At 60.4% G+C, this 17,189-nt stretch carries 19 protein-coding genes and 1 pseudogene; 6 read left to right on the top strand and 14 right to left on the bottom strand.

The genetic code is table 11. The features are described from left to right. Positions 1-259 precede the first annotated feature (259 nt). On the bottom strand, positions 260-427 hold the full coding sequence (locus tag FHT70_RS22970) for a hypothetical protein (RefSeq protein WP_176536392.1): 168 nt from the start codon (positions 425-427) through the stop codon (positions 260-262). A gap of 320 nt (positions 428-747) precedes the next feature. Beyond that, complete coding sequence (locus FHT70_RS22965) at positions 748-1,071, bottom strand: DUF736 family protein (RefSeq protein ID WP_183705082.1); 324 nt, start codon at positions 1,069-1,071, stop codon at positions 748-750. Positions 1,072-1,698: 627 nt separating this feature from the next. On the opposite strand from FHT70_RS22965, the gene FHT70_RS22960 reads away from it, so the two are divergent. The 3 genes from FHT70_RS22960 (at position 1,699) to FHT70_RS22950 (ending at position 3,134) form a co-directional block, all read left to right on the top strand. After that, a complete protein-coding gene (locus FHT70_RS22960) occupies positions 1,699-1,962 on the top strand; it encodes a WGR domain-containing protein (RefSeq protein WP_097601274.1) in 264 nt (87 codons plus the stop codon). Between the two features lie 183 nt (positions 1,963-2,145). Next, positions 2,146-2,631: a DUF2384 domain-containing protein gene (locus FHT70_RS22955; protein WP_183705080.1), complete on the top strand. Its 486-nt coding sequence runs from the start codon at positions 2,146-2,148 to the stop codon at positions 2,629-2,631. Beyond that, the gene (locus FHT70_RS22950; RefSeq protein ID WP_183705078.1) at positions 2,628-3,134 is read left to right on the top strand and encodes an RES family NAD+ phosphorylase; all 507 of its coding nucleotides are present in this window, start codon (positions 2,628-2,630) and stop codon (positions 3,132-3,134) included. The genes FHT70_RS22955 and FHT70_RS22950 overlap by 4 nt, the downstream gene beginning before the upstream one ends. 76 nt (positions 3,135-3,210) lie before the next feature. Here the strand turns inward: FHT70_RS22950 and FHT70_RS22945 are convergent, their stop codons facing one another. Then, on the bottom strand, positions 3,211-4,152 hold the full coding sequence (locus FHT70_RS22945) for a DUF2493 domain-containing protein (RefSeq protein WP_183705076.1): 942 nt from the start codon (positions 4,150-4,152) through the stop codon (positions 3,211-3,213). A gap of 319 nt (positions 4,153-4,471) precedes the next feature. Continuing rightward, positions 4,472-5,506 (bottom strand): toprim domain-containing protein, encoded by a 1,035-nt coding sequence (locus tag FHT70_RS22940; protein WP_183705074.1) that lies wholly within the window; start codon positions 5,504-5,506, stop codon positions 4,472-4,474. Between the two features lie 429 nt (positions 5,507-5,935). Between FHT70_RS22940 and FHT70_RS22935 the strand changes: the two are divergent. From FHT70_RS22935 to FHT70_RS22925, 3 genes and pseudogenes are all read left to right on the top strand, one after another. Beyond that, positions 5,936-7,127, top strand: a pseudogene (locus FHT70_RS22935) (DUF1173 domain-containing protein). Between the two features lie 235 nt (positions 7,128-7,362). After that, complete coding sequence (locus tag FHT70_RS22930; RefSeq protein WP_183705072.1) at positions 7,363-7,956, top strand: DUF433 domain-containing protein; 594 nt, start codon at positions 7,363-7,365, stop codon at positions 7,954-7,956. Positions 7,957-8,048: 92 nt separating this feature from the next. Beyond that, a complete protein-coding gene (locus FHT70_RS22925; RefSeq protein ID WP_348649564.1) occupies positions 8,049-8,426 on the top strand; it encodes a PIN domain-containing protein in 378 nt (125 codons plus the stop codon). A gap of 70 nt (positions 8,427-8,496) precedes the next feature. On the opposite strand, the gene virB11 is transcribed toward FHT70_RS22925, so the two are convergent. Genes virB11 through FHT70_RS22880 form a run of 10 tightly spaced genes read right to left on the bottom strand, consistent with a single transcriptional unit; the run spans position 8,497 to position 17,184 of the window. Then, a complete protein-coding gene (virB11, locus tag FHT70_RS22920) occupies positions 8,497-9,573 on the bottom strand; it encodes a P-type DNA transfer ATPase VirB11 (protein WP_246721932.1) in 1,077 nt (358 codons plus the stop codon). A gap of 10 nt (positions 9,574-9,583) precedes the next feature. Continuing rightward, a complete protein-coding gene (gene virB10 / locus FHT70_RS22915; protein WP_183705070.1) occupies positions 9,584-10,762 on the bottom strand; it encodes a type IV secretion system protein VirB10 in 1,179 nt (392 codons plus the stop codon). Between the two features lie 8 nt (positions 10,763-10,770). Further along, positions 10,771-11,628, bottom strand: coding sequence for a P-type conjugative transfer protein VirB9 (gene virB9 / locus FHT70_RS22910; RefSeq protein WP_183705068.1), 858 nt, complete (start codon positions 11,626-11,628; stop codon positions 10,771-10,773). Next, positions 11,625-12,296, bottom strand: a complete 672-nt coding sequence (locus FHT70_RS22905; protein ID WP_183705066.1) for a virB8 family protein — start codon at positions 12,294-12,296, stop codon at positions 11,625-11,627. The genes virB9 and FHT70_RS22905 overlap by 4 nt, the downstream gene beginning before the upstream one ends. Beyond that, on the bottom strand, positions 12,290-12,583 hold the full coding sequence (locus FHT70_RS30475) for a hypothetical protein (protein ID WP_246721931.1): 294 nt from the start codon (positions 12,581-12,583) through the stop codon (positions 12,290-12,292). The genes FHT70_RS22905 and FHT70_RS30475 overlap by 7 nt, the downstream gene beginning before the upstream one ends. Positions 12,584-12,622: 39 nt before the next feature. Beyond that, positions 12,623-13,555 (bottom strand): type IV secretion system protein, encoded by a 933-nt coding sequence (locus FHT70_RS22900; protein ID WP_183705064.1) that lies wholly within the window; start codon positions 13,553-13,555, stop codon positions 12,623-12,625. A gap of 3 nt (positions 13,556-13,558) precedes the next feature. Continuing rightward, on the bottom strand, positions 13,559-13,792 hold the full coding sequence (locus tag FHT70_RS22895) for an EexN family lipoprotein (RefSeq protein ID WP_183705062.1): 234 nt from the start codon (positions 13,790-13,792) through the stop codon (positions 13,559-13,561). Continuing rightward, entirely contained in the window at positions 13,789-14,490 is a 702-nt protein-coding gene (virB5, locus tag FHT70_RS22890; protein ID WP_183705060.1) for a P-type DNA transfer protein VirB5, read from the bottom strand. Before virB5 ends, FHT70_RS22895 begins: the two co-directional genes overlap by 4 nt. Further along, on the bottom strand, positions 14,487-16,853 hold the full coding sequence (locus FHT70_RS22885; RefSeq protein WP_183705059.1) for a VirB4 family type IV secretion system protein: 2,367 nt from the start codon (positions 16,851-16,853) through the stop codon (positions 14,487-14,489). The genes virB5 and FHT70_RS22885 overlap by 4 nt, the downstream gene beginning before the upstream one ends. Then, positions 16,846-17,184, bottom strand: a complete 339-nt coding sequence (locus tag FHT70_RS22880) for a type IV secretion system protein VirB3 (RefSeq protein WP_183705057.1) — start codon at positions 17,182-17,184, stop codon at positions 16,846-16,848. The genes FHT70_RS22885 and FHT70_RS22880 overlap by 8 nt, the downstream gene beginning before the upstream one ends. Between the last annotated feature and the right edge of the window lie 5 nt (positions 17,185-17,189).

The following is a 17,189-nucleotide window of genomic DNA, read 5'->3' as shown; positions in this document are numbered from 1 at the left end:
GCTGGAGAATGGCTTGAGCCGGGTGCGGAGTGATCCGCACGCCCGGTTCTTAGGGGGCGGCGGGGCAGCAATGCCCCGCTGCTACCCGACTTTGCCGGAGTAAAATGGGACGTCAGAAGAGAAGAGAGACCCGCGGCGCCAAAGGGGACGCGACCACTTCCGGCGCGAGCCGGCAGGAGTGTCGAGGGATAAAGTCCCCGACAGCACGGCGGCCGGTCGATCCGGCTGGCGGGCTTACGGACGTGGCAATAAGCCTCCGTCAGAACGGAGGCTCGGCGCTGATGCGGCCGTCCTGCTCGGCCCAGATCACCTCGCGTTCGGCCAGCGCCAGTTCCAGCTCGCTCTCGATCTGCCGATACTCGCCCGGTTCGGCGTTTAGCAGTTCGGCGCGCAGCAGCTCGATGACTTCGTCGATGCAAGTGGTCATTGTCGTCTCCTTGACGTTGTGAAAGACGACGCCCGCGGTCATGGCGGGATGGAGGGGTCAAGGATCGCGGAACGCGACCGGCGAAGCCGGCGAGTGGGGGTGCCGATTTTATCGGAGCGCAGGGGACCGGAGCGGAGACAAAATTGGGGGCACCGCTCGTCCTTGAGGCCTTCATGCCGCCATGGCATCCTCGGACCGACTGAGCAGACCTTTCCTCTCCGTATCGCACGATTTTTTGATCAACCGCGGGCTTGGGTGCCCGCATCTGATCTCTGGTCCGCAAGAGCGGCCAGCCCCGGTGACGGGGCCGGCCGCCCAGCTCACGCCGGGCTGTTCCAGAGGATAACCTTCTTGCCGGGGTCACCGCCAGGAGCCTGGGCGACGTTGCCGAAGATCACGCCGATCTCAGGTGCCTCCAGCTTGACGGAGAGATATTCCTCACCCGTCTGGCGGGCGATGCGGTTCCACGCCGCCCCGATTTCGAAGCCGGTCTTGCGGTGGATGATGCGGTAGTCGGGTGCGTCGTCGCTCGCCTTGCTGGCGTTGGGGACAATTGCGATCGGGGCATTGACCCGGATGGTGGCAAAGATGCCTTCAAAGGTTCCGTCGGTCTTCTGCGTCAGGGTTGCGATGGTGGTTGCCATTGTATGTCTCCTTCGGTTGCTCGGGACCATTCCCGATGGCGCCCGAAGAAGGGGCCGAGCTGCAGGCGTCACCGGAGCGCCAGCGAGGGGAACCCCTTGCGGGTTGACGTTAACGGCGGCCGGTCCCTTAGAAAGGCGACACAAGAGAACGGGAATGGCCCGGATGCGACCGAAGGGCGGGACAGACCATCATGGCACCCCCCTATCGCGCGTTGCGAGAGAGCCAGGGTTTTGAAATCCCCAACGCCACTCAAGTTCCCGTCGGTCCTGGCCACGACAAGGCGTGAAGCGCGTGCCAGCTGCGCAATCATCGAACGGCCGGACGTAATCGACGCAGCCATCGCATCGGCGCTCGGGCATGTGCAATGCCGTTTGGAGTTGCCGCTCCGAGGCCGAATGCCGGATCTCGACAGGCACGCCCCAGCAGTGCCGGCTGCGGATCCGGCGTTCTCCGCCGAACACTAAACCATCGTGGCCGGGGTGTCGCCCGATCTCCCCGGGGCCGGCTTTGCCGATGTTGCTTGCAGGTCCTGACGCGTCAATACATCACAAACTGGAATCGATCGGCTGGGAAGGATTCAAAACTCTCGTTGGACGGGGCCGGTCCCAGTGGGGAAGATTCTCGACATGAGCCGGATATCTTTCCACCTCCATTGTCGCCGCATCGATGCCAGCCGCAACATGGCGCGCTATTACGTGCTCGCCATCCGACCGACCTTGTTCGGCGAAACTGCGGTCGTTCGAAGCTGGGGGCGGATCGGCAGGCGTGGCAGCGAGAGGACCGACGTGTTCGCGACCGAACAGGAAGCCGTGGCACATTTTCTAGGCCTCGCACGTCGGAAATACCGGAAAGGCTACATACCGACTGCGACGGCGCCTGTCATGACCTGAGCTGGCGCCAAAAGATCGCGGCAATCATCGCGCAGGGATCGTCACCCGTTCCGGCGCGGTTGGTGGAGCCGGCTCGCCGGCGAAATAGAACCCGGGTACGGCGGTTACGCCGCATCCTCCACCCTTGAAATCGACCGCGACACATGACATGTAATTCGCGACAGGTGACGCAGGAGAAAGATCATGACCGTCGCAGCAAAAGCATCGTCTTCAGCAGCAGTCGGTGGTGAACTGCAAAAAATCGAAGCCTTGCTCGGCGGCTCGCGCATTCTGTCGCGTCGCCTGACCAACGCACTCGACGCTCATGAACTACTTCTGCATGGCCTGCCCGCATCAGCGCTCGATCATCTTGTCGGCACGCTCGTTGTCATTGGCAAGAACGAGTCTCTGGAAAAGGCGGTGGGCATGAGCCTTCGCACATGGCAGCGGCGGAAGGACACGCCTTCCAAACCCCTCAGCCAGGAACAGAGTGGCCGTACATGGAAATTTGCCGAGATCCTGGCAAAAGCAACGGATATCTTCGGATCCCAAGCAGAAGCCGAACAATGGCTGGAACGTCCAGCGGTCGGTCTTGACCAGCGCCGGCCGATCGATCTTCTGGGGACACCTGCCGGCGTCGAACTTGTCGAGGACCATCTCGATCGTCTCGAATATGGCGTCTATGCATGACCCTGCTGCCAGTCGCGCTCGGCGGGACCGGGCTGGTCGCGTGGCGGCTCGATCAGGCCGTCCATGCGCCGACGTGGGATAGCGGGGAAGGCGCCTACAGGGTCGGCGGTCGCTGGAACAGCAAGGGGGTTCGCGCGGTCTACTGCTCGCTCGATCCCGCGACAGCGATGCTCGAGGTCGCTGTCCACAAGGGTTTCCGGGCGCTCGACACCGTGGCCCATATCATGACCGCCGCCGTCATTGCCGATGATGGCGACGTCCTTGTCGTCGATCCGGCAAGCGTGCCCGATCCCAACTGGCTTCGTCCGGGCATTCCCGGCGCCGGCCAGCAAGCCTTCGGCGACGATCTGCTTCGACGCCACCGTTTCGTGGCGATCCCGAGCGCCGTCTCTCCATACAGCTGGAACCTGATTTTTCTGGCCGACAAAGCGGCGGACGCCTATACGCTGAAGTTTCAAGAGGCCTTTGGCCTCGATACGCGGCTCCACCCGCTAACGACCTGAACGGGCCCTTGGTCGCACGCGTGCAATCTGTAACGCGATCTCAATTGCGATCGGGGGGCGCCGGAGGAAATGGCGCTCACGCGCCATCCTCCGCTATCTCCCATACCGGAATGCCGAGACGACGTGCCTTGTCAGCGAGATTGCCAGTGATTCCGGAACCCGGGACTATGATGACGCCGGCCGGCATGACGGAGAGCATCTCGTCGTTGCGGCGAAAGGGAGCAGCCTTGGCGTGCTTCGTCCAGTTCGGCTTGAAGGAGATCTGCGTCACCTTGCGGGCCTCGGCCCAGCAGGCGGCGATGCGCTCGGCGCCCTTCGGCGAGCCGCCGTGCAGCAGGACCATGTCGGGATGTTTGGTGTGGGCCTGATCGAGCCTGGCCCAGATCAGTTCATGATCGTTGTAGTCCATGCCGCCTGAGAAGGCGATCTTGGTGCCGGCGGGGATCAACACTTCGGTTTCGGCGCGCCGGCGTGCAGACAGGAAGTCCCGGGAGTCGATCATCGCCGCGGTGACGTGGGCGTGGTTGACCTTGGAGCCGGTGCGCGGCCGCCAGGCCGAACCGGTCTGCGCCTCGAAAAGATCGGCCGCATAGTCCCGCATGAACTCGAAGGCATTACGGCGCTCCAGCAACGTGATGCCCTCGGCAATGAGGCGTTCGAGCTCGACGCTCTTCACCTCCGAGCCGTCCTGCTCGCGCTGGCCAGTACGCTGCGCCACCTCATTGCGGTCGAGCTCGCGCTGAATGCGTTCGCCTGCGCGATGAAACAGATTGGGGATCGACCAGAACAAATCTTCGAGATCAGGCTCAAGCCGTGTGCCGCCGAGCATCTCGAACAAGGCGTCGAAGATTGCGGTCAACCCGGACTGGACGAGCGGTTCTTCGGGCAGCGGCCGCGGGTCCGGCTCGTCCTGAAAAGGACGATAGCCGTGAAGCTGCATCTCGTAGATGAAGTGGTCCGTTGGGGAGGACGCGTGGTGGGGCTCGATGGCATCGTCGATGGGAAGGGGCAAGGTCATGAGGATCTCCATCCGGTTGCGACCGCGCCTCGCGCGGCCTGACGGCGATCCTGCTCACGCGGAGACGGGCCGGAACCGCGGCGCAAAGCGCTGCGGCCCAGCGCAGCGCCGGGCGGCAGAAGGAAGGTTTCTTGGCCCGCGAGGAGCGCCGGCAAAGCCGGCGCGGGGAAGAAACCTGACTGATCCGCTGAAGGCCCGCCGCCGCGTGGTAAAGGTCGCCTCCCGACAGGCCCGCAGGCGAACCCGGCTGGAGGAAGTGCTTTTGAGCGGCCTTCACCATCTGCCAGCACCGCCACCGCCGCCTGCCGTTCGGTCTGCCTCACGGGGTCAGGAAGTTCATTGCATCTCCTGGAACAAGCTGAGCCTGCAGGTTGGTCTTCAACCGGTCCGCCCCGAGCCAGCGCAGATCCTCGTTGAAGTCGCCGAGTTCAGGGGCGAGGACAAGCGGCAGGATACCAAGTGCCTGAGCGCGACGGCTCAGTCGCTTGATTGCCTGCCGCCCCGCCGCATCGGCATCGCCAGCAATGTAGAGGCGCAGACATCCGGCAGGAGGGCAAAAGGCTGCGAGGTGATTGGCTGTGAGTGCAGCGACCGCTGGCATGCCTGGCATCACCTCCAATAGCGACAGCACCGTTTCGAGACCTTCAGCCGCGGCCAGGACCGGCACAGGCTCACCGGGGGGAAACCGGAAGCGGACGGCGTTGCCGAGAAGACCACCGAGCGCCCGGCGCGGATCGGCCACCTTGGCCTTGCCGCCGCTCGGATCGAGCCATGTGCGATGAATGCCGGTGACTGTGCCGGAAGGATCGGTCACAGCGGCAATGAGTGCGGGATAGGCCTCCGTGCTGCCCGTGGCAAGGTCACGATAGTAGCAGGATGGATGAAATCCGAGCGCCGAATGAGCTGTAGCCTGCAAGAGGCCACGATCGCGCAAATAGCCCTCGGCAAGTGTGCCGGCGAGCGGCTGTGTCATGGCAAACAGGCGCCGAGCCCGTTCCGCAGCCGGGCGGTTGGCCAATCGGCGCTCGCTAACATCGATATTCTCGGACGAGGCCATTTTCGGTTGGGACAAGCTCAGGAAGCGCCTTGCTTCCTCCGCGACATCCCGGAAATCGAGGAGCCCGCACGTCTCCCGTATGAGATCGAGAAGGTCTCCATACTCGCCGGTCGCCGCGTCCGTCCACCGGCCGGCGCGCGGGCCCGTCAGATGGACATAGAGTGATCGGCCCTCTTTGTTTCTGGCATCTCCGACGATCCAGTAATTGCCGGCACGCCTTCCTGCAGACAGATAATGACGGCAGAACGCGACTGCATTTAGCGCTAGACGATCTGCCAGTTCCGAGATTGATAACATGATGCTGCCTCCCTCATGGACGACTGATAAAGATCGAATGGCAGCCTCGCGCAGTGTCGGCACATGATTGTCGGTCGCGTTATCTGGACTGTAGAAGGTACGCGGCGCGAGGAAGATTGCGAGGACACAGCCGTGTTTGCGTGTTTGCCGCCAGAAATGAGTTTGTATTCATGGCAGGTCCTCTAAGAGCGAGGAGTGACGTTGCGCTGAAACTCTTTTGCCCTGCCCGGCCCCCTCTTCCGGCCCCTCCCTGCCTCTCTCACCCTGCCAACGGCCGCCTTGCGCACCTGCCGGGCGATGGCGAGAAACAAAACCCCAGCGGCAAAGTTCGAATTCACTATACTAACTATTTTGCGCTAGTATAAAGCGTCATCATTGTGCTAATTCCTTATGAGGCTTGTTGAGCCCTGCAGGGACCCCGAGGAGCAAGTGAAACAGTTTGTAATAGGCAATCAGGCGCTCGAAGAAAGCTCACCAGAGTTTCAGTCAGAGCTCGCACGCGCCTACGAGCAGAAGCTCAGGCCACTTTGCCGGTGTCGGGAACCGCCGGTGCCGATGTACATCGCCCGGATGGACGGCCAGTTCCTGGTCAAGCGCATGCCGCTGTCAGGCCGGCAGCATGATCCGGTTTGTCCGTCCTATGATCCGACCCTATGAACTATCCGGCCTCGGGCCGTTGATCGGCAGCGCGATCCAGATCGATGCGGCAACCGGTGCGGCCATGCTGAAGCTCGACTTCTCCCTGTCGAAACGAGGCAACCGATCCAACTCGAGCGCGTCATCGGAGCCGACGGAAACTGTGCGAAGCCAGCCAAAAAAACTCTCGCTCCGAGCGATGCTCCATTATCTGTGGGATACGGCAGAGCTTACAGAATGGACATCGTTATGGGCTGGCAGGCGAGGCTGGGCCCGCGTTCGCAGCAGTCTGATGAATGCGGCAAGACAGATGATCGTTCGCGGCGGCCCGTTAAGCGATATCCTGTTTATTCCGGAAGTATTTCACCAGGAAGACAAGGAGGGTATTTCTGCCCGGCGCGCTGCGACGCTGGCTGGCGCCCAAGCAGATACTTCCGGACCGCGCAAACTGATGGTGATGGTCGCAGAAGTGAAAGAGTTTTCGCCAGCCCGCGACAGCCAGAAAATCCTGGTTCGCCACCTCCCCTTTCCCCTCATGATCGATGAGGGAGCATGGAAGCGGTTGAATGGACGATATGACACCGAGCTGGAACTTTGGCGATCAAACGAAGTGTTCCATCTTATCGTGATCGCCACTTTCGGCATTTCGAGCGTAGGGATCGCATCTGTGGAGGAAGTGGCGATGATGGTGGTGAACGAGAACTGGATCCCGTTCGAAAACATCTACGAACAGCGTCTCCTCGAACGGCTCTCCGGGTTAAAGCGCATAAGCAAAAAAGGATTGCGCTTCGATCTTTCACGTGGTCAGCCGATCGCCTCCGTGACATTACCAGATCCAAGGCCGGCGCCCGTGGCCCTTTTCATCGTTCCGACGAATGCGGACGAAGATTATGAGGTTGCTCTGAGCGAGATGATTGCCGCCAGACCAGAGATGGCGTCATGGATCTGGCGTGTGGCCGAGGGTGAAATGCCGCGCTTGCCTTAAACTATTGAGCTCTAATACGCAGCAGCCGATTTCTTGCCAAGAGCAGCTTGGCGCACCCGGTGCTCAATTGTGCGAGATGGCAATTGGTTCAATCCTGCTGCTTTGAGCGCGTCCGTAGCCTGGCTGGTGCGATCGGACGTTAGTTCCTCGACGTTTAGGGCAGTCGCTTGACCTGATCGATTGTCGACACCTATATTAATTCATCTCCACATGGAGTTGAATTAGGACCATCGACATGAGCAATATGGAATTTACGGTTACGGAAGCGAGCTTCTTGGCAGATCGCTCTCCTACGGACGTTCAAAACGCAGTCGACAAGAAGGTCGTCAAATCCACCGTGGTTAAAGTCGGGCAACGAGCTCAACGCCTTCTAGGAAGGGCTGAGCTGCGGTTTCTAACGATGGATCGCGAAATCGGCGAAGCCCTGTCCGGCGTAGGCAAACGCCGTCTTTATGAGGAACTGTCGAGGCTTCCAGAAAAGGCCACGACGGCGCGATTTGGCGCGCTCGTCGTGGATCTTCGAAAAAGCGACGCCAAACTCAAGAGGAGATTGAGGCTGCTCGAAACGATCAAGGCTTCAATAAAAATGAAAGGGGGAGAGCCTTTTATCAAGGGAACCGATATTCCTGCTTATCAGGTGGCTGCCTTGTATCCTGCGGCTTCTATCGAGGAGATCCTCGAGGATTTTCCCTCGCTCAAGCGTGACCAAGTTGAACATGCGATCGACTTCGCGAGGGCATATCCAAAAAAGGGGCGCCCTTATCCTTCGACGTCCCTGAAACGCGGAATCTCCGGTCTTATCAAAAGCGGTGTCTTTGATGATGACTAAGACAGGGCCTCGGAGTGCTTAAATATTTGCTCGACGAGTCCGTCATCCGTTCAATGGATACGCACAACAATGTCGTTTAGTGGAAGAGATCCATCGACGACAACGAACTGGCAATTTGCGTTTTCACGCTCTTCGAGAAACGCAAAGGCGCCGAGGCGCAAATGAAAAAGGATCCGAAGAAGGCTCAGGCCAAGTTAGACGCGATAGCCGCGTTCGAAATCAGCTTCGGGCCCGATCGCGTTCTCAGTCTCGACGCAGCGGCAACGAAAGAATGGGCTTCTTTTGTCGGCGCTAGGGAAAAGCATGTCATGGATGCCGGCATCGCCGCCGTCGCGAAAACGCACGGGCTTATCATTGTCACCCGCAACCTGGAAGACTTTGCTGACTTCCGCGTACCCTGTCTCGACTCATTCCGAGACCCACCGCTTCTGGTGGAATATGGCGACCAGCGGACGAAGAGCAAAAGATGAGATGAAGACCATTCGGTCGGCGACGGCACCTCTGGGATCGGAAAGCTGGCGACCTCGGTTGGTTAGCCACTTAAACACCCGCGTCGCTGCGACGCCTGCTACTGCGCATAGCGCTGTTTCGAAATGCCCCCACGCCAGTACGATTGCCTCCCCCAACTGCATCTCGATAATAGACCTCGCTCACCCGAAACCGTCCGCCGATGCGCTTGCACTGGACGATGATGTCTATCGCAACTGTCAGCATTTCGCGAATGTCGCTGCGTTCGAGATTCCCGCCACCTTCCGATTCCTTGACCAGCAACGTCAACTGCTCGAAGGCAAGGCGTGCGGAATCGGCGTGCACGGTCGTGATTGAACCGGGATGGCCCGAGTTGACATTGCGAATATAATAGAAGGCCGTTCCGTCCCGTAACTCCTGCAGCAGGATGCGATCCGGCCGCATGCGCAGGCAGGATTCGAGCAGATCCTTGGCGCCGACTTTGGCAAGCCCTTGGCCGCCCTTCGAGTAGAAGAGCCGAACGTGGTTCGGCTGCGGAACGACCAGTTCGGCGGTATCCTCGATCGAAATGATCCGCTCGTTATGGGGAATATGGCGGATCAGAGCTTTCGATAGCGTCGTTTTCCCTGACCCCGTAGCGCCGGATATGATGATGTTCTTTCTTGCTAGCACGGCCTCCCGTAAAAACGCCTTGTAGGCGCCGATCCGAAAGTATTCACCCAATCTCTGATCGGGTCGCGTTCCGGAGCCGTCAACGGGCGCGACATCTGCAAACAATCCTCCATGATCGAGATCCTCAAGCGTTAACGACACCGAGGACGGCTTGCGGATGGTGATGCTGACGGTGCCCTTCGTCGTTGCAGGCGGGATGACGATCTGGATCCGCTCATCATTCGGTAAGCTCGCCGACAGGATCGGCCGAGTTTCGTCGATCGACTGGTTGGAGAAGCTTGCGACTGCCCGGGAAAGACGCATCAGGCGATCGTAAGACAGCTCCGCCATAGCATGTGTCTGCCATCCATCTCTTCCTTCCGTGACGACCTGTCCAGGCTGATTGACGATGACCTCATAGAGCGTGTCGTCGCGCAGAAAGCGTGAGAGTGGCGAAAGCAGTTCGCGCACAACGCCGGCGTCAGCAGCTTCAGTCATCCTCGGTGCCCTATTTTGTTGCGAGCCTGGAGCCTGACGCGAAATCCCCGAGCACGGCGCGGTCGTAGATGCGGTTGCGGGACTCCTTCACGCGAAGCCGATAGACGCTCGAGAAATCGAGATCACGCGCGACGAAGATCGAAACCAGTTCACCCTGATGTTTGATGAGGGTCGGTGGAATGTTGATGGACTGTTCGACGGCAATCGAGGCGGCCTGCTGACCGGCGCCGGTGGTGTTTTGCGCCTCGACATCGCTGTCCTGAAGCCGGCTGCTGGCATAGGAGGTCGCATCGCCAACAATCGACAGCAGGATCGCGCTCCCGAAACGCTCCCACCAATGCGTGTCGACGGAACCGTCGACGCCGGCCCGGCCAAGAGCATCGGTTGCAGGCGATGCCAAGGTGATGATCACACCTTTTGGGGTCTTGGCCCGGTTCCAAAGGACGAAGAGGCGTTTTTGCCCACGACGAAGGCCGCCGCGATACTCGCCGACCACCTGGGTGCCCTTTTCCATCAGCACGACACGACCGTTGTCCGACAGGACATCTCGGTTGATGACGCAACTCGTAAATCCCGGCTGATCGGAGGAGAGCGCCGTCTCCAGAACGCAGGGGACGGATGTTCCCATCGCGACGATAAAATCGCGGTTGCCCAGTGTACCGGCACGGGAACCCTGCAATTGCGTCGGCGTCAGCAGGCGGTTGAAGCGCTGGTCATCGCTTTGGCCTTCCGGCGGGAAGCTGCCTTGATTGTTGCCGAGCTGCATGTAGGGGGAGGTCTCTTCGGAACCTCCAGCCTGATCGCGCCGCTGCGCTGGCGGCGATTTCTCGCCGCCATAGGCTATAACAGGGGCGCGGCGCGCAGCATCGAGCAGCTTGTCGTTGTCGGTCGACGCGCTCTCGATTATCCCGGGCGTGGGGAGCAGGGCCGCCGGTGGCGGCGTCAGCGGCTCTTCGGGCTCCTTCGCCGGCTCGAAGTCCGATGTCTGACGGATGACGACCCGTTCCGGCTGCCCGCTGCCGGATTGCTTGTCCTGCTCTCGCATCGACCAGAGGGCGAATGCGACAAAGACGACGGTTGCCAGAGCGACGGCGCCTCGCTTGACGATCGGATTGCTGTCGATCCGACGCGCAGTCGATGTCTCGGCCCGCTCACCCGCAATCTGGGTAATCTCTTCCTCGGCTACCATGACACCTCCTATTGCATTGCCGCAGGCGGCACCCTGACGACGCGCTCGACGGATGGCGACGTCGTGTTGGTCCCGGGATTGATGCCGATACGATCGTAGGCTTCGTTGAAGACGCAGAGGACATCGCCGCCCCTGCGCAAGATGAACTTGCGGCTGATCGCGTGAACGAGGACGAGATTTCCGTCGACGGATTTGGGAACGAGGCTCTCGGTGCCATCGGAATTTTCCATGTAAATCGCCGGCATTTCCTGGTTGCCGGCAAAGGCGAAGGTGGTGACCTTGCCGTTGTCGTAGACTGCCTGCGGCTCGAGCGCCTGGGACCCTTGCGCCGAGTAGCGCCAATTGCGCGGTCCATAGGCTTCGTGAAGGGCAAGCACGCGATCGGCCTCACCGGCCTGTGCCGCCTGCGCGCGGACAGCTGCCGCCTGTCGGCGCCGCTCCGCTTCATCGGCTGGATAACGATATTTCAGATAGAAATAGGTGTTCTGCCCGGCCTCGACGCTGCCGTCACGGACGGTCAGTTCCATCTGGTAGCTGCGGGTCGATCCGTCCCGTCGTGTCGTCACGACCGAGATATTTGTCACCGGCTGGCTTTCGCGGGGTTTCAGGAACAGGATGTTGCCGGCCGGCGCCACCTCCCATGCGACACTGTTGCCAAGCGCTACATGGGCGATTTCCTCGTCGGCCGCGAATTCGATCTGTACCGAAGACCGCAGCGTGCCAACGACCTTGGTGATGTTATAGGGTTGATAATCGACGAAGCGGATGCGGCTGTCCTGCGCTGCCCCACGTGGAGTTTCGAGGGCGACCGCCGCCGAAGAAAGGCTGCCGGCCAGGATCAGCGGAAGGAGGAAACAGGCTCTCAATTGATCGCCTCCGGATCGGCGCGATATTCGCTGACGACGAAGCCGAGGGGATTGATCAGCCGATCGGTCGAGGACATCGGAGCGTTGGCATAGGAAAAGGTGAGGGTTGCGACCCAGTGCGTGGTGGCCACCTCCTCCCCGCGGGTAACGGTTCTCATATAACGCACCGATGCCACATTGGCATTGATCAGCGAGATGGAAACGATGTTGATGCGCGAGGTGGCGCTGCGGCCATAGATGTTCTGAGGGGATTGGGGATTGCTGCCGCGATAAAGAGCGGCAAATCGCGTCTGTTCCGGCTGCGTCGACAACAAGGCGACGGTGCGAAAATTCTCCTCAGCTTCACTCCATACATAAGCTTCGCGAGCACGGACATACTTGGCCGCAAAGTATTTGGTGACGGCCTCGTCGTAGGTGCCGGCCGTCGACGTCAATGCCGAGACCACGTCGACGATTCCCGTCGAGTTGTCGACCCGCACCACGAAAGGCTCGACGGTTTTCAACGGGGTGAGGCCGGCTATGGCAAATACGGAAGCGCCTGCAAGGATGCCGGCGCAGACTGCCACGAACCACGCAATCCGCGCGGATCGCTCGACCTGCATCATCCGGTCCTGGTCGAAGCGTCGGGCCTTTTCGAAGTAACTCTTCAAACTGTCCGTGGTTACCATTTGGTGGCCCCGCATGGACGATAAGAACCTTCAATATCGAAAAGCGCGAAGGCAGCCGGTGCGGCTGAGGGGAGCGCCCCCTCCCAATAGGCAAAAGGCTGGCTCGCCGGCTGTACGGGAACAGCCCCCGTCACGGGCTGTTCTGCACTTCTATTATCCTGCCATTGCCACATCGAGCGGTTCATCGGCCGGCGGGCATAGCCATCACATTTGGGAAGAGGGTGGGACATCGAGCCGCAAGCGGCCAGGCTCGGGATCAGGAAGAGCGATAAAGCGACACGGATCATGGGAAAGTAGCCTGTCCAATTGTCTTGAGGTTGAAGCGTTCACTCGATCCGGCTTGGCGCCAGGCGGCGGCCGACCGAACGAGCCCCGCGGCCGATCGCCGTAGCTGAACGGGAAGTGGCCCAGGCGAGCGTGCTCTCATGGGCATCGCGCGCGGCGCCATATCCGTAGGTCAGCGACGCTCCTCCGGCAGCAAGTGCCGAAGCGATGCCCGGCAACTGGTAGAAAACATAGAGAGCGGCAAGGCAGATGGCGCAGAGCGCAATCGGACGCATCATGACATCGCTATAGCCTTCTATCGCCGTAAATGTCGTGTCGATGCAGGTAATCAGCAGCGAGCCGATCGCGACGACCAGGACCTGCAGGATGACCAGGTTTGCGAGCAGCCCGATCCAGGATTCAGTAAACCGGCGGGTCGACTGGAACATGGCGAGCGCGATGAAGATGGGGCCGATCGCCAGTACGATAGCGAGCGCGAGCCGGGCGTAGAGCGAAACGATGTACCCGATAGCCGCCACGACGAAGCTCGCGCCGATGACCATCATGCCGCCGATCCCGGTGACGAAGTCGACCGGCCAGGAGGCCCGGGACCATATCTCGTGGGCACATTTTTGGCCCTTATCGAGCAGGCTGTCGAAAGTCGACGCGCTCGGTGCGGTGCCAGAGTTCAGCGCTTGCGAGATCTCGCGCGGCAGTGTGTTGAAGAAGATGTTGGTGACGTAGGTCTGATAGTCGCTCGCATTTCTGACCAGTATGACGATGATGGCAAGCTTCATTGCCCGGAAGGCAAATTCGAGGATGGGTTCCTGGATGGATCCGCGGAGAACAAGGTAGCCGTAGAGCACCACATAGAGTGTCAGCGCCGCGGTCAGTGGTCCGCTCACCCAACTCGCAATATTCGAGGTGCCCGAGGAAATGAAGTTTTCCAGCGGTGTCTTGAACTGTCCGTCGACGAAGCTGAAGACCTGATACACCGCTTAGCCTCCGAGCGACTGGCGCATCCGCTCGAGCCGCAGCTTGCCATCGGCCGCCTCGGCGTTGCGGCAATTGGGGGTATCGCTGAGCTCGCCCGGATTGTTGCGGCATTGAACGATGATCCTTGCGAGCAGAGCATCGTCGGCAACCAGTTCATCAACGGTATAAACCGCTTCCGTCTGTGCAGAGCAGGCCGACAGGAAAAGGACGGCCATGGTGGGAAGAAACCATTTCATTTGAGCGCCGCTCCCATAGTGTCCATGCGTTTGCGCCAGTCTTCGGCTTTTCGCTGTTCATCGACCTGTACCTGCGCCTGCTGGATCATCTGCAGTGCCTGCATGCGAAGGACGTCGCTCTGCAGGAAGGCTGTTTCGGCCTGGAGGCGGGCCTGCAGGTCGGCGACATCCTTGGCGTCAGCTGCACCGGAGATCTTCTGGCGCAGCTCGTCGATGCCTTCGATGCGTTTGGTGGCGGCATCATAGATCTGCTGACCGAGGCTCATCTGCCCCGCATTCTGGTTTTGTATGCGCGACAACTCCTGCGCATAGAAATCGTTGGCATCAGTGCGATAGGTGGAATTGTCCTGGAGGAATTTTGAGGCGGAGCTGCCGAAGACGCCGCTGCCGGTTCCTTTGAACAGGGTCTCGATCGCATTAAAATCCTGTGGGAGGGCCTTGCGGATCGAAGGTTCGTTCAGAAGGCTCGCGACGTCGGCCATGTTGGTGATCTTGTTCAGCGATCCGTATAGCTGTTGGGCCTGCTGGAGCTGCTGGTTCAGGGTGTCGAGCTGGGACTTGAGCTGCGAGATGCTCTCGATCTGCTTGGCGATCGAAGTCTGGTCGATGACGGGTATGCCCTGTGCAGACGCCAGCATTGCCGACGCAAAAAAGACGGCAGATGCAAACAAGGGCCCCATAGTTCCGGTGCGGATCATGCTGTCTTCCTTCTCTGGTGAAACACGGAAAGCCAATCCTCCTGCCGGTCGCCAAGTTGCGATCGGATGGCATCGGCAAGTTCCACGTTGGCCGTCCTGCCCGAGAGAATGGCGAGCTCGTCGTCGAAGCCATTGAGGTTCAACTCGGCGACGACGCTGTTGTGCCCCTGCTTGACGATGAACCGGCGGCTCTCGACGGAGAGCTCGCGTGAGACGAGCTCGAACTCGCGTTCGGTCAGCTTGAAACCATCGACATAGTCGATGCGGTCGCCGCGCGGGTTGGCCAGGAAAATCTGCGTCGGGCACTGTTCGATGATTGTATGGGCAATCGGCGAGGCGATGGCGTCGCGCGGGCTCTGGGTCGCAAACAGCATCAGCCCGTTCTGTTTGCGGATGGTCTTGAGCTTGTTTTGCGCGAGATCCCGAAAGCCCTCGTCCTGAAGCGCCTTCCAGAATTCGTCGATGACGATGATGATGCGGCGCCCATCGATCAGCTGCTCGATGCGATAGAACAGGTAGGCCATCAACGGCGTGCGGATTTCCTCGTTGTCCAGGAAATCCGTCATGTCGTAGCCGATGAACTTGGCTCCGATGCCGATATCGTCGGCCTCGTTGTCGAAGACCCAGCCGAGCGGTCCTCCCCTCTCCCATCTCCTCAGTCGAGAGGCAATTCCTTCGGGATCGGTGTTGTTGAGAAACGTGCGCAGGGCACCGATGGAGCGGCGCTCCATCGGCAGGTCCGCCACCCCGTCGACCGCCGAAGCGATGTCGCGCAAGTCGGTTATTGATAGGTCGCCAGATGCTGATCCGACCAACTTGGCGATCCAGCCGTTGAGGAATAGCTTGTATTCTGGAGTGAGGTCCAGCGCCTTCAACGGAGCGCAACCGGTGATGATGCCATTTCTCAGCGGCATATAATTGCCGCCTGCTGCGCGCACGAAAAGGTCGGCGCCTCGGTCCTTGTCGAAGAGAACCATATGGGGATCATGCTTTTCGAGCTGCGACAGCATGAAGTTCAGGAGCACGGTCTTGCCGGCGCCAGATGGGCCGCAGACAAAGGTGTTGCCGAGATCGCTGTGGTGGAAGTTGAAATAGAAGGGTGAGCCCGATGCTGTCTTGAGCATGGCGACCGCCGGTCCCCATTCGTTGTCGTCCCTCCGACCGGCAGGGTAGGAATGATAGGGAGCAAGAGCGGCGAAGTTGCGCGAGGTGATCGCCCCCGAGCGCGCCCGATAGCGGAAGTTCCCGGGCAGCTGCGCCCACCAGGCAGCCTCGAGCCCCAGGTCCTCGCGAGCGACGACGGCGCCGCCGCCGGTAAGACTAGCGCGAGCTTTCGCCATCTGGTCGCTCAGCTCCTTGACCGAAGGGGCGAAGACCGTCAACGCAAGGTGATGTTCTCCCAGAACGAAACGATTGGATTCGAGGTCGTCCAGCGCCTCCCCTAGCTCTTCGATCTGGGTTGCTGCCTTGTCGCCGGCACTGACCATCTGGTTCTGCTTGCGGCCCATGATCGTGCGGGCGTCAGCTTTCGAGGTAAACGCGAAGGACTGCGTCAGAATAAGTTCAAAAGGGGCCGTCAGGATGCCGTCGAGCATGCCGCTACGCGTGGTCGCCGGATATTCCTTGAAGCCGAAGATGCCGGCATAGCGGCTTTCGGCCTCGTGACGGATCTCGACTGTCTCGCGCCCGAAGATGACCCGATCGGAATAAATCGCCGAAGAAATCCTTCCTTCCGTCAGCGGAACTGGTTCACGCCGCCCTCCGACGATCTGATGGAGAACTTCGCTCGGTTCAGAGAACAGGATGCCGCCCTGCTCTTGCAAGGTGAGGAGACGTGGCTCGAAGCGCTGCAATCCGGCCAGCACATCCGCCACCCGGTCGCGCAGATGCTTCAGGGCATCTTCATCAAGTTCGATACGGGAGCGGCGCGCCTTGCGCAGCCGGGAGAGAAGATTGGCTGCCCTTTCGGCAGCGTCCCGGCCCGGATGCCAGACGAGGGCAAGATAAAGGTCGTTTCGGAAAAGGTCTTCACCGATCATCCGATCGCGATATTTGGCATTGAGGCCTTCGCAGAAGGGGTTGGCGAAACGTCCCTCGGGATAGGTGTTGTCGCGACGGCGAATGACATGCGTCCAGAGCGCCAGCCGTTCGTCGGCGATATTGCGGTAAAGCGTATTCAGGCTGCGGTGCAGGCCGTTAAGATCGCGGATATCGGCGGTCTCGAAGGAAACTCCTTCCAGCGCGATCATGGTCATCAGCGCTCTGGAATCAAGCGCGATCGTCGCCTCGTCGACATGCCTGACATAGGGGATGAAGGTCTCCGCGCCGAGTTCTCGAGACCGGAGCGTCGCAATACTAGGCAAGGCTGAAATCCCTCTCGTCGTAACGGCGGGCGAGCGGCAAGGGCGAGAGGCTCGCGCCGCCCCAATAGGCGCTATTGCGCGATCGCCCCCGGGTCTCGATCCACGCGATCAGGATCCGGAACCTATTGTGATCGTGCTTGACGAGTGCGCGAAACAGGACGTGAAAGGCGACGCCGACGAGCGCATAGGCGATCGATCCTGCGGTGATGTAAAGAATGGTCGTCAGCATGATGTTGACGCCCATGGCCTCCATGGTCACGCCGGCGATCATTGCCGGGCGGGTGCATGCGAGAAACAACGTATCGTCTTCGAGGTGCAGGGCGTTCGCCACGGCGT

The organism is Rhizobium sp. BK049 (assembly GCF_014193135.1).
In the GTDB taxonomy this organism is placed as follows: Bacteria; Pseudomonadota; Alphaproteobacteria; order Rhizobiales; family Rhizobiaceae; genus Rhizobium.
The sequence above is the reverse complement of the archived record's forward strand: the minus strand, read 5'-3'. Positions and strand labels throughout refer to the sequence as shown.

Coding starts and splice junctions, on each gene's coding strand:
- FHT70_RS22970 (WP_176536392.1), bottom strand. CDS start 427: ATGACCACTTGCATCGACGAAGTCATCGAGCTGCTGCGCGCCGAACTG.
- FHT70_RS22965 (WP_183705082.1), bottom strand. CDS start 1,071: ATGGCAACCACCATCGCAACCCTGACGCAGAAGACCGACGGAACCTTT.
- FHT70_RS22960 (WP_097601274.1), top strand. CDS start 1,699: ATGAGCCGGATATCTTTCCACCTCCATTGTCGCCGCATCGATGCCAGC.
- FHT70_RS22955 (WP_183705080.1), top strand. CDS start 2,146: ATGACCGTCGCAGCAAAAGCATCGTCTTCAGCAGCAGTCGGTGGTGAA.
- FHT70_RS22950 (WP_183705078.1), top strand. CDS start 2,628: ATGACCCTGCTGCCAGTCGCGCTCGGCGGGACCGGGCTGGTCGCGTGG.
- FHT70_RS22945 (WP_183705076.1), bottom strand. CDS start 4,152: ATGACCTTGCCCCTTCCCATCGACGATGCCATCGAGCCCCACCACGCG.
- FHT70_RS22940 (WP_183705074.1), bottom strand. CDS start 5,506: ATGTTATCAATCTCGGAACTGGCAGATCGTCTAGCGCTAAATGCAGTC.
- FHT70_RS22930 (WP_183705072.1), top strand. CDS start 7,363: ATGAGCAATATGGAATTTACGGTTACGGAAGCGAGCTTCTTGGCAGAT.
- virB11 (WP_246721932.1), bottom strand. CDS start 9,573: ATGACTGAAGCTGCTGACGCCGGCGTTGTGCGCGAACTGCTTTCGCCA.
- virB10 (WP_183705070.1), bottom strand. CDS start 10,762: ATGGTAGCCGAGGAAGAGATTACCCAGATTGCGGGTGAGCGGGCCGAG.
- FHT70_RS22905 (WP_183705066.1), bottom strand. CDS start 12,296: ATGGTAACCACGGACAGTTTGAAGAGTTACTTCGAAAAGGCCCGACGC.
- FHT70_RS30475 (WP_246721931.1), bottom strand. CDS start 12,583: ATGATCCGTGTCGCTTTATCGCTCTTCCTGATCCCGAGCCTGGCCGCT.
- FHT70_RS22895 (WP_183705062.1), bottom strand. CDS start 13,792: ATGAAATGGTTTCTTCCCACCATGGCCGTCCTTTTCCTGTCGGCCTGC.
- virB5 (WP_183705060.1), bottom strand. CDS start 14,490: ATGATCCGCACCGGAACTATGGGGCCCTTGTTTGCATCTGCCGTCTTT.